Annotated in this window: 13 protein-coding genes; 5 read left to right on the top strand and 8 right to left on the bottom strand. The window is 62.5% G+C overall.

The window, feature by feature from the left end:
• Positions 1-10: 10 nt before the first annotated feature.
• The 4 genes from OSW16_RS08330 (at position 11) to cobA (ending at position 4,407) form a co-directional block, all read left to right on the top strand.
• Positions 11-586, top strand: coding sequence for an ANTAR domain-containing response regulator (locus tag OSW16_RS08330; RefSeq protein ID WP_039602393.1), 576 nt, complete (start codon positions 11-13; stop codon positions 584-586).
• Between the two features lie 164 nt (positions 587-750).
• Entirely contained in the window at positions 751-1,962 is a 1,212-nt protein-coding gene (locus OSW16_RS08325) for a nitrate/nitrite transporter (RefSeq protein ID WP_241803111.1), read from the top strand.
• A 9-nt stretch (positions 1,963-1,971) separates the two neighbouring features.
• Complete coding sequence (locus OSW16_RS08320; protein WP_267822210.1) at positions 1,972-3,639, top strand: bifunctional protein-serine/threonine kinase/phosphatase; 1,668 nt, start codon at positions 1,972-1,974, stop codon at positions 3,637-3,639.
• A 27-nt stretch (positions 3,640-3,666) separates the two neighbouring features.
• Complete coding sequence (cobA, locus tag OSW16_RS08315; RefSeq protein WP_267822208.1) at positions 3,667-4,407, top strand: uroporphyrinogen-III C-methyltransferase; 741 nt, start codon at positions 3,667-3,669, stop codon at positions 4,405-4,407.
• 98 nt (positions 4,408-4,505) lie between these two features.
• On the opposite strand, the gene OSW16_RS08310 is transcribed toward cobA, so the two are convergent.
• From OSW16_RS08310 to ppsA, 8 genes are all read right to left on the bottom strand, one after another.
• Positions 4,506-5,543: an OmpA family protein gene (locus tag OSW16_RS08310; protein WP_267822206.1), complete on the bottom strand. Its 1,038-nt coding sequence runs from the start codon at positions 5,541-5,543 to the stop codon at positions 4,506-4,508.
• A gap of 110 nt (positions 5,544-5,653) precedes the next feature.
• Positions 5,654-6,220: an RNA polymerase sigma factor SigX gene (gene sigX, locus OSW16_RS08305; RefSeq protein ID WP_012313514.1), complete on the bottom strand. Its 567-nt coding sequence runs from the start codon at positions 6,218-6,220 to the stop codon at positions 5,654-5,656.
• A 113-nt stretch (positions 6,221-6,333) separates the two neighbouring features.
• On the bottom strand, positions 6,334-7,158 hold the full coding sequence (locus OSW16_RS08300) for a mechanosensitive ion channel family protein (protein ID WP_241803107.1): 825 nt from the start codon (positions 7,156-7,158) through the stop codon (positions 6,334-6,336).
• Positions 7,159-7,160: 2 nt separating this feature from the next.
• Positions 7,161-7,424 (bottom strand): hypothetical protein, encoded by a 264-nt coding sequence (locus OSW16_RS08295; RefSeq protein WP_012313512.1) that lies wholly within the window; start codon positions 7,422-7,424, stop codon positions 7,161-7,163.
• A gap of 112 nt (positions 7,425-7,536) precedes the next feature.
• On the bottom strand, positions 7,537-8,532 hold the full coding sequence (locus tag OSW16_RS08290; protein ID WP_267822200.1) for a zinc transporter ZntB: 996 nt from the start codon (positions 8,530-8,532) through the stop codon (positions 7,537-7,539).
• A gap of 27 nt (positions 8,533-8,559) precedes the next feature.
• Positions 8,560-9,051: a ribonuclease E activity regulator RraA gene (gene rraA / locus OSW16_RS08285; RefSeq protein ID WP_012313510.1), complete on the bottom strand. Its 492-nt coding sequence runs from the start codon at positions 9,049-9,051 to the stop codon at positions 8,560-8,562.
• Positions 9,052-9,190: 139 nt separating this feature from the next.
• Positions 9,191-10,183 (bottom strand): alpha/beta fold hydrolase, encoded by a 993-nt coding sequence (locus OSW16_RS08280; RefSeq protein WP_267822197.1) that lies wholly within the window; start codon positions 10,181-10,183, stop codon positions 9,191-9,193.
• Between the two features lie 102 nt (positions 10,184-10,285).
• Entirely contained in the window at positions 10,286-12,661 is a 2,376-nt protein-coding gene (gene ppsA / locus OSW16_RS08275) for a phosphoenolpyruvate synthase (protein WP_267822195.1), read from the bottom strand.
• Between the two features lie 175 nt (positions 12,662-12,836).
• Between ppsA and OSW16_RS08270 the strand changes: the two genes are divergently transcribed.
• Entirely contained in the window at positions 12,837-13,655 is an 819-nt protein-coding gene (locus tag OSW16_RS08270; protein ID WP_241803103.1) for a pyruvate, water dikinase regulatory protein, read from the top strand.
• Positions 13,656-13,682: the final 27 nt, after the last annotated feature.

Here is a 13,682-nt window from a genome sequence, read left to right as displayed (position 1 = left end):
GGGCACCGCCATGCTGCGCATCCTGCTGATCGACGATACCCAGAACAAACTCGGCCGCCTCAAGGCTGCACTGCGCGAGGCCGGCTTCGAGGTGATCGAGGCGCCAGACTTAACCATCGACCTGCCGGCCTGCGTCGAAATGGTGCACCCGGACGTGGTATTGATCGATACCGATTCACCCGACCGCGACGTGATGGAACAGGTGGTGATGGTCAGCCGCGACCAGCCACGGCCAATTGTGCTGTTCACCGACGAGCATGACCCCGGGGTGATGCGCCAGGCGATCCAGGCCGGGGTCAGCGCGTACATCGTCGAGGGTATTCACGCCGCCCGCTTGCAGCCCATCCTGGATGTAGCCATGGCCCGCTTCGAGAGCGACCAGGCGCTCAAGGCCCAGCTGCAGGCCCGCGACCAGCAACTGGCCGAGCGCAAGCGTATCGAGCAGGCCAAGGGCCTGTTGATGAAAATGAAAGACTGTAATGAAGAACAGGCGTACACCCTGATGCGCCGTCAGGCCATGAGCCGCCAGCAGAAGCTGATCCAGGTGGCTGAGCAGATCATCGCCATGCACGAGATGCTGGGCTAGGCAGCGGCCGTACAATGTTGGCCCAGCTCTTGCTGAAGATATCGCACCGGTAGCCAACGGCGGTTGCCCACAAACCCCGACAAAGACGTCGCTCACCCCTCCACGCCAGTGGACCGGGTAGCGGCGTCTTTTCGTTTCCGTTGCATTGCCGAGTGAGGTGTTCGATGAGTACCAGCTTCTGGAAATCCGGGCATGTGCCCACGCTGTTCGCTGCGTTCCTGTATTTCGACCTGAGCTTCATGGTGTGGTACCTGCTCGGCCCGCTGGCCGTCCAGATCGCCGCCGACCTGCAACTGAGTGCACAACAGCGGGGCCTGATGGTCGCGACACCCATCCTCGCCGGTGCCGTGCTGCGCTTCGTCATGGGGCTGCTGGTCGACCGCCTCTCACCGAAAACCGCCGGGCTGATCGGCCAGGTCATCGTCATTGTCGCCCTGGCCTGCGCCTGGTACCTGGGCGTGCACAGCTTCGAACAAGCCCTGCTGCTCGGCGTGTTCCTCGGCGTTGCCGGCGCCTCGTTCGCCGTGTCGCTGCCGCTGGCCTCGCAATGGTATCCGCCGCAGCATCAGGGCAAGGCGATGGGCATCGCTGGCGCAGGCAACTCCGGCACCGTCTTCGCCGCGTTGCTGGCCCCGGTGCTGGCTGCAGGCTTTGGCTGGAACAATGTGTTCGGTTTCGCCGTGATCCCGCTGCTGCTAACGGTGGTCGTGTTCGCCCTGCTCGCGCGTAATGCACCACAACGGCCCAAGCCAAAGGCCATGGCCGACTACCTCAAGGCGCTGGGTGATCGCGACAGCTGGTGGTTCATGTTCTTCTACAGCGTCACCTTCGGCGGCTTCATCGGCCTGGCCAGCGCCCTGCCCGGCTATTTCAGCGACCAGTATGGCCTCAGCCCGATCACCGCAGGCTACTACACCGCCGCCTGCGTGTTCGCCGGTAGCCTGATGCGCCCGCTGGGCGGCGCCCTGGCTGACCGTTTCGGGGGCATCCGCACCCTGCTTGGCATGTACAGCGTGGCCGCCATCTGCATCGCTGCCGTGGGCTTCAACCTGCCCAGCGCCACCGCGGCCCTGGCGTTGTTCGTCAGTGCCATGCTTGGCTTGGGCGCGGGCAACGGCGCGGTGTTCCAGTTGGTCCCGCAACGCTTCCGCCAGGAGATCGGTGTGATGACCGGGCTGATCGGCATGGCTGGCGGCATCGGCGGCTTCCTGCTGGCGGCCGGGCTCGGCACCATCAAGCAGCACACCGGTGACTACCAGATGGGCCTGTGGCTGTTCGCTAGCCTGGGCCTGCTGGCCTGGTTCGGGCTGCACGGGGTCAAGCAGCGCTGGCGCACCACCTGGGGCTCTGCCGCGGTCACTGCGGCGCGGGTCTGAGGCGAACCGATGAGCCTGCAACTGAGTTTCGCCCAGGCCAGCGCCACCGGCCCGCGCGAGGAAAACCAGGACGCCTTGCGCCTGGTAACCCCGGCGCCCGAGCTTGCCGCCAGCAAGGGCTACCTGTTCGCCCTTGCCGACGGCGTCAGCCACTGTGCTGACGGAGGCCTTGCGGCCCGGGCCAGCCTGCAGGCCCTGGCCATGGATTACTACGCCACCCCCGCAACCTGGAGCGTGGCGCAGGCACTGGACCGCCTGCTGTCGGCGCAGAACCGCTGGCTGCGCGCTCAGGGCAGCCAGCCGCTACTGACCACGCTCAGTGCGCTGGTGCTGCGCGGGCGCCGCTTCACCTTGGCACACGTCGGCGATTGCCGCGCCTATCGCTGGCACCACGGCCACCTGCAGTGCCTGAGTGAAGACCATGTGTGGGACCAACCCGGCATGCAGCATGTGCTCAAACGGGCGCTGGGCCTGGACCAACACCTGCTGGTGGACTACCTGGACGGTGAACTGCAGCCAGGCGAATGCTACCTGTTGCTCAGTGACGGCGTGTGGGCCAGCCTGGGTGACCAGCACATCAAGGCCGTGCTGCGTGAGCAACCCGACTTGCAACTGGCTGCAGATACACTGGTCGCCAGCGCCCATCACCATGGCAGCCAGGACAATGCCAGTGCCCTGCTGGTACGGATCGAACAAGTGGGTACGGCCAACCTTGGCGACACCTTGGTCCAACTGCAGCAATGGCCGTTGCCCCGCGAACTGCGCGACGGCCAGGTAATCGATGGCTGGCAGGTCGAGGCGCGGCTGGCGCACAGTCGCCAATCGCTGTTGTACCGCGTGCGCGACGGCCAAGGCCAGCCGTGGCTACTGAAAACCCTGCCTGCCGAACGCGAACAGGAGCCGGGTGCTGCACAGGCGCTGTTGCTCGAGGAATGGTTCCTGCGCCGCGTAGCCGGCCGCCATTTCCCCGAACTGCACGCCGCCAGCCAGCGCCAGCACCTGTACTACGTGATGCGCGAGCACAGCGGTCGAACCCTCGCCGCACAACTGGCCGAGCAGGGCCCGTTGCCGCTGGCCCAGTGGCTGGAAGTGGCGCGCCAGTTACTGCAGGCCGTCGGCGTGCTGCACCGGCGCAACCTGCTGCACCGTGACATCAAGCCCGACAACCTGCACCTGGGCACAGACGGCCAACTGCGCCTGCTGGACTTCGGCCTGGCGTACTGCCCGGGGCTGTCCGAAGACCCATGCCACGAACTACCCGGCACGCCCTCCTACATCGCCCCGGAAGCCTTCGAAGGCCAGCCGCCGAGCCCGCGCCAAGACCTGTATGCCGCGGGAGTGACGCTCTACCACCTGCTGACCGGGCATTACCCCTATGGGGAGGTCGAAGCCTTCCAGCGCCCACGCTTTGGCCAACCGGTCAATGCGGCGCGCTATCGCCCCGACTTGCCAGAGTGGCTGCAGCACAACCTGCAACAAGCCGTGGCCACGGACCCGGCGCAACGCTTCGAAACCGCCGAACAGTGGTTACTGCTGCTCGAACGTGGTGACCGCCAGACGCTGCACAGCCATCCACGCCCATTGCTGGAACGCGAGCCGCTGAAGGTCTGGCGCACCCTGGCCCTACTGTCGCTGTTGCTCAACCTGATATTGCTGTTCAGCCTGTTCAAGGGCTGAGCACGCCTTGCCCATGAGGAAACCCTGATGAATGCAAAAGTCTGGCTGGTCGGTGCCGGCCCCGGTGACCCCGAACTGCTCACCCTCAAAGCGGTGCGTGCACTGCAACAGGCGCATGTGGTGATGATCGACGACCTGGTCAACCCGGCCGTGCTGGACCACTGCCCACAGGCACGGGTGATTGCCGTGGGCAAACGGGGGGGCTGCCGCTCCACACCCCAGGCGTTCATTCAGCGCCTGATGCTGCGCCATGCGCGGCAAGGCCGCTGCGTCGTGCGGCTCAAAGGCGGCGACCCGTGCATTTTTGGCCGTGGCGGCGAGGAGGCTTCGTGGCTGCAAGGGCATGGCATCGAGGTCGAAGTGGTCAATGGCATCACTGCTGGCCTGGCCGGCGCGACCCAGTGTGGCATCTCGCTAACCGCTCGCGGGATTAGCCGTGGGGTAACGCTGGTGACCGCACACACACTGGATGACAGCGCGCTGAACTGGGCCGCGCTGGCACAGGGTGGCACGACCCTGGTGGTGTACATGGGCGTTGCGCGGCTGGAGCAGATCCGCCAGGGCTTGCTGGACGGCGGCATGGCACCGGGGATGCCGGTGGCGATGATCGAGAACGCGTCACTGCCCGAGCAGCGCGAGTGGCGCAGCGACCTGCGGGGTATGCTGGAGGATGCACGAGCATTCAACTTGCGCAGCCCGGCGATACTGGTGATTGGCGAGGTGGCAGGGAACGTGATGGCTCATCCGTGGATCGCGGCAGCCGGGTGATGCGGTGTTTTTAGGCCTGAAGGCTTGCCTGGAAACTACACATTGCAGATAAAGAAAAACCCGGCCGAGGCCGGGTTTTTCATTGAAGCTTCAACCAATTACTTGGCTTGGGCTTCTACCTGAGCTTCAACGCGACGGTTGACAGCACGGCCTTCTTCGGTGGCGTTGTCGGCAACCGGACGGGTTTCGCCGTAGCCAACCGAGTCAACGCGAGTCGACTCAACACCGTACTGCTGGGTCAGCACTTCTTTAACAGCGTTGGCGCGACGCTCGGACAGCTTCTGGTTGTAAGCGTCTGGGCCCACGGAGTCAGTGTGACCTTCAACCACGGTGGTGGTTTGTGGGTACTGCTTCATGAAGTCAGCCAGGTTCTTGATGTCGCCGTAGCTGTTAGGCTTGACGACCGACTTGTCGAAGTCGAACTTGACGTCCAGCTCAACGCGAACGACTTCGGCAACAGCCGGGCAGCCATCAGCGTCAACGGTAACGTTGGCTGGGGTGTCTGGGCACTTGTCGACGTTGTCGCAAACGCCGTCGTTGTCGCTGTCGGAGCAGACTTCAGCAACTGGGGCTGGAGCCGGAGCAACTTTGCCACCGCTGCCACCGAAGTTCAGACCCACACCAACGGTTGGGCCCCACTCGGTGTTGCCGTTGTCGATGTTGTACATGGCTTCAACGCCAGCACGGGCGAAGAACATGTCGGTGATGTACCACTTGGCGCCAGCGCCAACGTTGGCGAAGGTGGAGTGGTCACGGCCGCTACGAGTGGCCTGGCCCAGGCTCTCGTGAGCGAAACCAGCGGAAACGTACGGACGCAGAGCGTCGCCAACGGTACCGAAGTGGTAGGTAGCGTCGAGCTTGGCTTTGGAACCTTTGATGTCTTTGTTGAAGACTTCGCCACGAGCGTTGTGAGTCTCGTTGTAGCCCAGGTCCAGGGAGACGTCGTCGGTCAGGAAGTAACCGAGGCGAACACCAGGATTGGTGCCGTCGTTCTTGAAGTTACGCTCGCTGTCGTAGTACTGCTTGGTGACGTTGCCTTCGATCTCGACAGCGCCTTGGCCTTGAGCCAGAACGCCGAACGAAGTAGCTGCTACGAGCGAGCCAATGGCCAAGCCCAAGGTGTTTTTCAATTTCATCCGTTAAATCCCCATCTGGTGATAGTTAAGCAGTCCCACCAAAATCCGGCGGACAACTCGACGGCAAGTCTAGCAGAACTCGCCGATTCGTTAGAGATATTCGCAAGGGGCTAAGTTTCATCCAAACCTGCAAATTTCTCTCGAAGCTTGTCCAGCGCGCGCTTGTAGCGCATTTTCGTCGCGCTCAGGCCCATGTGCATGATATCCGCGATCTCCTGAAACTCCAGTTCCGCGACAAAGCGCAGCACCAGAATTTCCCGATCGATCGGGTTCACATACACCAGCCACTTGTCCAGACCGCCCTTTTCTTCGGGTTTCGGTGCCTTGTCTTCAGACGCCTCTTCAACAGGGTCAAGACTCAAGGCATCCATCAACCGACGTTTGCGGCGCTCCTTGCGGTACTGGGTGATGCATTCGTTATAGGTAATGCTGTAGAGCCAGGTCTTGAACTTGGATTTACCCTCGAAGTTCTTCAGACCGTAAAGCACCTTGAGCATCACCTCCTGACAGACATCGTCAGCATCCCGGTCGTTCCCCAGATAACGCGCGCACACGTTGAACAGGGTCCGCTGGTAGCGCCGCATGAGCTCTTCATAGGCGCGGGTAACGTGGTACAGCTCCTCATGCGAACGCGCCACCAACTCCTCGTCGGTGAGCTCGCGCGGGTCGTAACGCATGGGCGGCGAATGAACTTTATTCAAAACGGATCTGGCCGACAGTCAGGTCAATGTCACCGCTCGGCCACGTGGGCGGATTTCAGCGGCGGCATACATTAACAGCTTTTGGGCAATTAGCGGCTATTGACGCGCTGCTCGAGCAACACTCGATTAGCCAGCGACACTAATTCGCCATCATCGGTCAGCAACGTCGTCTTGACCGTGCCGATCTCCTCGATCTGCCCCTCGACCTCTCCAATTCGCACCTGCTGGCCGACCTGGTAAAGCTCACGCACATAGATACCGGCCAGAATCTGCCCAGCGATTTCACGACTGCCGAGCCCCATCGCAAGCGCAACGGCCAGACCAACGGTAATCAGCCCGATCACGATCACGTGGTTGAGCAGGTCGGTCTTGACCTCAAGCTGGCTGATCGCCACCGAGATGCTGATGATGATCACCAGGCCTTGGGTGATGCGCCCAAGCCCTGCGGAATACTCGAGGCCGATGCCTTCGGCGGCACCACGCACCAGGCCATTGGCCACTTGCGCCAGCAGCACGCCCACCAACAGCACCAACGCCGCGCCAAACACCTTGGGCAGGTACAGGGCGAGCATGTCGAGGGTGGCAGACACCCGCTCAAGGCCAAGGGATTCGGCGGCAGAAACCAGGAAAATCAGCAAGACGAACCAGTAGACGATCTTGCCGATCAAGGTCGAGATCGGCACCTGAATGCCGCCACGGCTGAGCATTTTGGTCAGGCCGGTACCAGCCATCAGGCGGTCCAGGCCGAACTTGGCCAGCAGCTTGGACAGCAGCGTATCGAGCAGCTTGGCCACCACGAAACCGAGCAGCACCACGACCAGCGCGCCGAACAGGTTGGGGATGAAGTTCGCCACCTTGGTCCATAGGGCGGTCATGGCAGTGACCAGGCTCTGGGTCCAGAGATCGAGTTCCATATTCAATCGGCCTTATCAGCTTTGCTACCAGCGGCAGCGTTACGGGCAGAAGTGCGGCGCACCGGCGCGACATGCGCCGAGCCATTGTTCACGGCGATCAGCAGCGCCTGGCTCCAACGGCCAAGCAGGCTGAACAGGTCACCGGCGCCGACCTGGCGGTTGGCGGTTTTCAGCACGCGACCCAGGCACGCAGCGTCGTCCCGGTCTTCACCGGATGGCGACGCGTTGAGCAGGTCACGCAGGGATTGTTCAAACGGATCGTGCATGTGCACCTCGCGCAATGTCAGTCAGAGACGAGGGCGGCGGGCGATGGGTCACACATCGGCCGATGCAGGGGGCGGTTTGCCGGCGATAAGCCCGGTACATTCCAATTAGCATTCAAACCCACCGCAGCCGTCTGAACAGCCACCACTGCCCCACCGCAAGGCCGAGCACGACGATGCAGGCAAGCAGGAAACCATAGGGGTTTTCCGCCCCCGGAATGCCGCCGACATTGATCCCCAGCAACCCGGTGACGAAGCTCATGGGCAGGAAAATGCAGGTGATGATGCCAAAGCGGTACATGGTCCGGTTCATCCGCTCGCTGCGCCGCCGGTCCTCACTTTCCAGGACCAGCGCGGCGCGCTCACGGGCCAGCTCCAGCTCCTCGAGGTAGCGGATCAGGCTGTTGTTCAGCTCGTTCCAGTAGTCAGCGTCCGCATCGGCGAACCAACTCCACCGGCTGCGCGACAGCTGGGCATAGATTTCCCGCTGTGGGGCGAGAAAACGCCGCAGGCCAGCGGCCCGACGACGAATCTGTTGCAAGCTGCCATGCTCAGGACTATACCGTTCGTCGGATTCGACTTTCTCTTCCTCCAGATCGACCAGTTCCGACAGATCGTTGACTAGACCCTGGACTTTCTCGGTGAGCAATTCGCCCATCAACAGCAGCAGCTCGGAGGCCGACGTTGGCCCCCTCCCCTCGTCCAGCAGACGCAGAATTTCGTCACTGGCGCGCAAAGGCCGCAAGCGCAACGAAATCACCCGCCGCGCCTGAGCAAAAATACGTACCGACACCATGTCTTCAGGCTCGGCGCCCGGGTTGAGATTCACCCCTCGCAAAAACAGCAGCAGCTGTTCATCGGCCAGCGGCAGCAGGCGCGGCCGGGTGTTTTCCTCCAGCAGCAGCTCGCAGGCGAACTCACTCAGCCCGCTCTCTTGCAGCAGCCAGGTACGGGTTTGGGGATGACTGCGGTCCCAGTGCAGCCACAGGCTCTCCTGTGGCTGCAATTGCAGGTCGTCCAGCTCGGTCCGGGGGATCGAGCGCGCGCCGCCTTTGCCATCGAGCACCAGGGCGTGCACCAAGCCCCACTGCGCGTTGTCTTCCTCGAACATCAAAGCTCCATCAGCGCGTGCGGCGCATCACTGCGGCATTTCCAGCGGGCTTGGCGAGACGATCACACCATTGTTGTCGGCATACACATACTCGCCAGGGCGGAACGTCACGCCGGCGAAGGTCACGGCCACATTGAGGTCGCCTATGCCGCGCTTGTCGGTCTTCATCGGATGGCTGGCCAACGCCTGCACACCGACGCTGGTCTGGATCAGCACATCGACGTCACGCACGCAGCCATAGATCACCAGGCCTTCCCAGCCGTTTTTGGCAGCCTTTTCGGCAAGCATGTCACCGAGCAACGCGCAGCGCAGCGAACCGCCGCCATCGACCACCAGAACCTTGCCCTTGCCGTCGAGCTCGACCTGCTCCTTGACCCGCGAGTTGTCCTCGAAGCACTTGATGGTAACGATCTGGCCACCGAATGAATCGCGGCCACCGAAGTTGCTGAACATCGGTTCCAGCACCTGGACCAGGTCGGGGTAGGCGTCGCACAGGTCGGGCGTTACGTAATGCTGCATGGGAAGCTCCTGTCAGTCACAACGAAAGCGGGTGTCTGCCAAGGCTACACCGGGGAGGCTGTCGCAGTCATCCGGGACTGCTCGGTCATCTGTATTTCGCCTGCCGTGGCCCGCACGGGCCACCACAACCAGCAGAAAATCAGCTTACCGGCACAGGCTCGGCAACCACGGTCGCCTCGTGCACCGGCAGCAACGGCTGGCGCAACCAGCGCTCCACCAATGGCCACACCTGCGCCTGCGCCGCCTTGCTCACCAGCATGTCGACATGCCCGAACGCCTCGAAGCCTTCCTCGCGGCCCAGCCTGAGGAACTGCTTGCGCTCACCCCCCAACTGATCGAACAGCTTGCGACAAGCCCACACCGGGTCTTGGAAGTCTCCCGCGCCAGCCACTGCCAGCACCGGCACATCCACCTCCGCGAGCCCCGCCCACCAGTCACTGTCCTTGTCACCGAAGCGGCCAAACAGGCCATGCCAACGCATGCTTTCCAGCGCCAGACCAATCGGTTCGTCCTCAGGCCCACGCTTGAACCGCGGCCCGGAAATCTGCCCCCAACGCTTGAGCAGCAGCTTGGCGCCCCAAGCCACGGGCGGCACCTTCAACGGCCAGTACACCCGGCTGATCTGCGTGCCGAAAAACGCGGCACTGGCGACCTGCCTGGCATCCAGGAAACCACCGCCAAGCGCTGCCGCCAAGGTGGTACCGCCAAGCGAATGGCCAATCCAGTGAGGTGCGGTGCCGGACTGCTCCTCAACGAAGGCCGCGATCAGCGGCAAATCATAGCGGGCATAGTCAGCGACCCGGTTGTGCCGCCAATCGTGGTTGCGCGGCGACAGCCCGTGACCGCGCATCTCAGGGATCCACACATCGAAACCCGCACGCACCAGGTAAGCCCCCAGGCCAATGCCCTTGGGCGAATACCAGAAGCGCCGATTGGAAAAACTGCCGTGCAGGAGGATCACCGGCACGCCTTGGGCGCCCGCCTGGTCCGCCAGGCCCAGGCGGGTCAAGGCCAGCTCCACGCTCGGATCAGGGCTGTTGCCGGCCTTGATCCGGTAGACGTCTTCACTGAGGTCGCCGCGGCGCTCGGCACTGAGCAAGGCCACGGGAAATAGAACACTGCTGCTTTGCATAAGGTTTGCTTGGTGCACAAAAAAGGGCGGGGTCCATCGCTGGAACTCGCCCTGGAAAAAACCAGGCGGGGGCACACCAGAGGTGCCCCCGCATTTACTGCATCAGGCCGCGCCCTGGCCTTCGGCCAGGAAGAACCAGGTCTCGAGTACCGAGTCCGGGTTCAGCGATACGCTTTCGATGCCTTGTTCCATCAGCCACTTGGCGAGGTCCGGGTGGTCCGACGGGCCCTGCCCACAAATACCGATGTACTTGCCGGCCTTGTTGCACGCCTGGATGGCATTGGCCAACAGCTTCTTCACCGCAGGATTTCGCTCGTCGAACAGGTGGGCGATGATCCCCGAGTCGCGGTCCAGGCCCAAGGTCAACTGGGTCAGGTCGTTGGAGCCGATCGAGAAGCCGTCGAAGTACTCCAGGAACTCTTCGGCGAGGATGGCGTTGGACGGCAGTTCGCACATCATGATCACGCGCAGGCCGTTGTCGCCGCGGGCCAGGCCGTTTTCGGCCAACAGGTCGACCACCTGGCTGGCTTCGCCCAGGGTCCGCACGAACGGCACCATGATCTCGACATTGGTCAGGCCCATCTCGTTACGCACGCGCTTCAGTGCACGGCATTCGAGTTCGAAGCAGTCACGGAACGACTCGCTGATGTAGCGCGACGCTCCGCGGAAGCCCAGCATCGGGTTTTCTTCTTCCGGCTCGTACAGTTTGCCGCCGATCAGGTTGGCATACTCGTTGGACTTGAAGTCCGACAGGCGCACGATGACCTTTTTCGGGTAGAAGGCGGCCGCCAGGGTGCTGATGCCCTCGACCAGCTTCTCGACGTAGAAGCCGACAGGGTCGTTGTAGCCGGCGATGCGTTTGTCGACGCTCTCTTTGAGTTCCGGCGGCAGGCCCGCGTAATTCAGCAGCGCCTTGGGGTGCACGCCAATCATGCGGTTGATGATGAACTCCAGGCGCGCCAGGCCGACACCGGCGTTGGGCAGCTGGGCGAAATCGAAGGCGCGGTCGGGGTTACCGACGTTCATCATGATCTTGAATGGCAGGTCGGGCATGGCATCGACCGAGTTCTGCTTGACGTCGAAGCCCAGCTCACCTTCAAAGATGAAGCCGGTATCGCCTTCGGCGCAGGACACGGTCACGCCCTGGCCATCCTTGAGCAGCTGGGTGGCGTTGCCACACCCTACCACTGCCGGAATGCCCAGCTCACGGGCGATGATCGCCGCGTGGCAGGTACGCCCACCGCGGTTGGTGACGATGGCGCTGGCGCGTTTCATCACCGGTTCCCAGTCCGGGTCGGTCATGTCCGAGACCAGCACGTCGCCCGGCTGCACCTTGTCCATCTCGGACACATCCTTGATCACGCGGACCTTGCCGGCGCCGATGCGCTGGCCGATGGCGCGACCTTCGACCAATACGGTGCCCTTTTCCTTGAGCAGGTAACGTTCCATGACGTTGGCGCTGGCGCGGCTCTTCACGGTTTCAGGGCGGGCCTGCACGATGTACAGCTTGCCGTCGTCACCGTCCTTGGCCCATTCGATATCCATCGGGCGCTGGTAGTGCTGTTCGATGATCATGGCCTGCTTGGCCAGCTCACTGACCTCGGCGTCGGTCAGGCAGAAGCGCGCACGCTCGGCGCGGTCGACTTCGACGGTCTTGACCGAACGACCGGCCTTGGCCTCGTCGCCGTAGATCATCTTGATCGCCTTGCTGCCCAGGTTGCGGCGCAGGATGGCCGGGCGGCCGGCCTGCAGGGTGTTCTTGTGTACGTAGAACTCGTCCGGGTTGACCGCACCCTGCACCACGGTTTCGCCCAGGCCGTAGGCACCGGTGATGAACACCACATCGCGGAAGCCCGACTCGGTGTCGAGGGTGAACATCACGCCGGCGGTGCCGGTTTCGGAGCGGACCATACGCTGCACGCCGGCCGACAGTGCCACCAGCTTGTGATCGAAGCCCTGGTGCACGCGGTAGGCGATGGCGCGGTCGTTGAACAGCGAGGCGAACACTTCCTTGGCCGCGCGGATCACGTTATCGACGCCACGGATATTGAGGAAGGTTTCCTGCTGGCCGGCGAACGAGGCGTCCGGCAGGTCTTCGGCGGTGGCCGAGGAACGCACGGCGACGGCCATGTTGTCGTTGCCGGCGGCCATTTCGGCGAAGGCCGTACGGATTTCCGAATCCAGGCGTGGCGGGAATTCGGCTTCCATGACCCACTGGCGAATCTGCGCGCCGGTCTTGGTCAGGGCATTGATGTCATCGACATCCAGCGCGTCGAGCGCGGCGTGAATGCGGTCGTTCAGCCCGCTTTGCTCGAGAAAATCACGGTACGCCTGAGCCGTAGTGGCAAAGCCGCCCGGCACCGACACGCCGGCACCGGCAAGGTTACTGATCATCTCGCCCAGGGATGCGTTCTTGCCCCCCACATGCTCCACATCATGGACGCCGAGCTTATCGAGGGAAACTACGTACTCTACCAAGGTGATCTCTCCACTAACTGTGTTGGAAAAGCTCAAGGGCGCCCGCCTGCCTTTTGACTGGGCCGGACGCTTGTGGCCTGTACCTGGAAAATAAGTGAGAATGCCGACAGCCGCATTCGGCAAACCGAACTTATCATATCCAAGAAACGTCATCAGCTTAAGGCCCAGATCGCAAATGAAACGAACCGCGTTCTTCATCTCCGATGGCACCGGCATCACTGCCGAAACCCTGGGCCAAAGCCTGCTCGCGCAATTCGATAGCATTCCGTTCAACAAATTCACGCGTCCGTACATCGATACGCCCGACAAGGCACGTACGATGGTGCAGCAAATCAATACCGCCGCCGAGCGCGACGGCATGCGCCCGATCATCTTCGACACCATCGTCAATCAGGACATCCGTGAGATCCTGGCGACGTCGAACGGCTTCATGATCGACATTTTTTCGACGTTTTTATCCCCGCTTGAGCAGGAATTGACTGCCCATTCGTCGTATTCCGTCGGCAAGTCCCACTCCATTGGCGGCAATTCCAACTATATGGAGCGCATCGAGGCGGTGAATTTTGCCCTCGATAACGACGACGGCGCGCGCACCCATTACTACGACAAGGCCGACCTGATCCTGGTCGGCGTGTCGCGTTGCGGCAAGACCCCGACCTGCCTGTACATGGCGATGCAGTTCGGCATTCGTGCCGCCAACTATCCGCTCACCGAAGACGACATGGAGCGCCTGCAATTGCCGGCGGTGCTCAAGAAGCATCACAACAAGCTGTTCGGCCTGACCATCGACCCCGACCGCCTCACCGCCATCCGCCATGAGCGCAAGCCCAACAGCCGTTATTCGAGCTTTGCCCAGTGCGAGTTCGAGGTCCGCGAGGTCGAGAGCCTGTTCCGGCGGGAGAACATCCCCAACATCAACTCCACGCATTTTTCGGTAGAGGAGATTTCGGCGAAGATCCTGGTGGAAAAAGGCGTGGAGCGCCGCTTCAAATGACGCCCGGCCCTACCGGGGCCGCGCTCA

Source organism: Pseudomonas putida, from assembly GCF_026625125.1.
GTDB lineage: Bacteria > Pseudomonadota > Gammaproteobacteria > Pseudomonadales > Pseudomonadaceae > Aquipseudomonas > Aquipseudomonas putida_X.
Note: the sequence above shows the minus strand (reverse complement) of the source record. Positions and strands in the feature narration are given on the sequence as shown.

Excerpts from the sequence above, each read along its gene's own strand:
- OSW16_RS08330 (WP_039602393.1), top strand. The coding sequence starts at position 11 with ATGCTGCGCATCCTGCTGATCGACGATACCCAGAACAAACTCGGCCGC.
- OSW16_RS08325 (WP_241803111.1), top strand. The coding sequence starts at position 751 with ATGAGTACCAGCTTCTGGAAATCCGGGCATGTGCCCACGCTGTTCGCT.
- OSW16_RS08320 (WP_267822210.1), top strand. The coding sequence starts at position 1,972 with ATGAGCCTGCAACTGAGTTTCGCCCAGGCCAGCGCCACCGGCCCGCGC.
- cobA (WP_267822208.1), top strand. The coding sequence starts at position 3,667 with ATGAATGCAAAAGTCTGGCTGGTCGGTGCCGGCCCCGGTGACCCCGAA.
- OSW16_RS08310 (WP_267822206.1), bottom strand. The coding sequence starts at position 5,543 with ATGAAATTGAAAAACACCTTGGGCTTGGCCATTGGCTCGCTCGTAGCA.
- sigX (WP_012313514.1), bottom strand. The coding sequence starts at position 6,220 with ATGCGTTACGACCCGCGCGAGCTCACCGACGAGGAGTTGGTGGCGCGT.
- OSW16_RS08300 (WP_241803107.1), bottom strand. The coding sequence starts at position 7,158 with ATGGAACTCGATCTCTGGACCCAGAGCCTGGTCACTGCCATGACCGCC.
- OSW16_RS08295 (WP_012313512.1), bottom strand. The coding sequence starts at position 7,424 with ATGCACGATCCGTTTGAACAATCCCTGCGTGACCTGCTCAACGCGTCG.
- OSW16_RS08290 (WP_267822200.1), bottom strand. The coding sequence starts at position 8,532 with ATGTTCGAGGAAGACAACGCGCAGTGGGGCTTGGTGCACGCCCTGGTG.
- rraA (WP_012313510.1), bottom strand. The coding sequence starts at position 9,051 with ATGCAGCATTACGTAACGCCCGACCTGTGCGACGCCTACCCCGACCTG.
- OSW16_RS08280 (WP_267822197.1), bottom strand. The coding sequence starts at position 10,183 with ATGCAAAGCAGCAGTGTTCTATTTCCCGTGGCCTTGCTCAGTGCCGAG.
- OSW16_RS08270 (WP_241803103.1), top strand. The coding sequence starts at position 12,837 with ATGAAACGAACCGCGTTCTTCATCTCCGATGGCACCGGCATCACTGCC.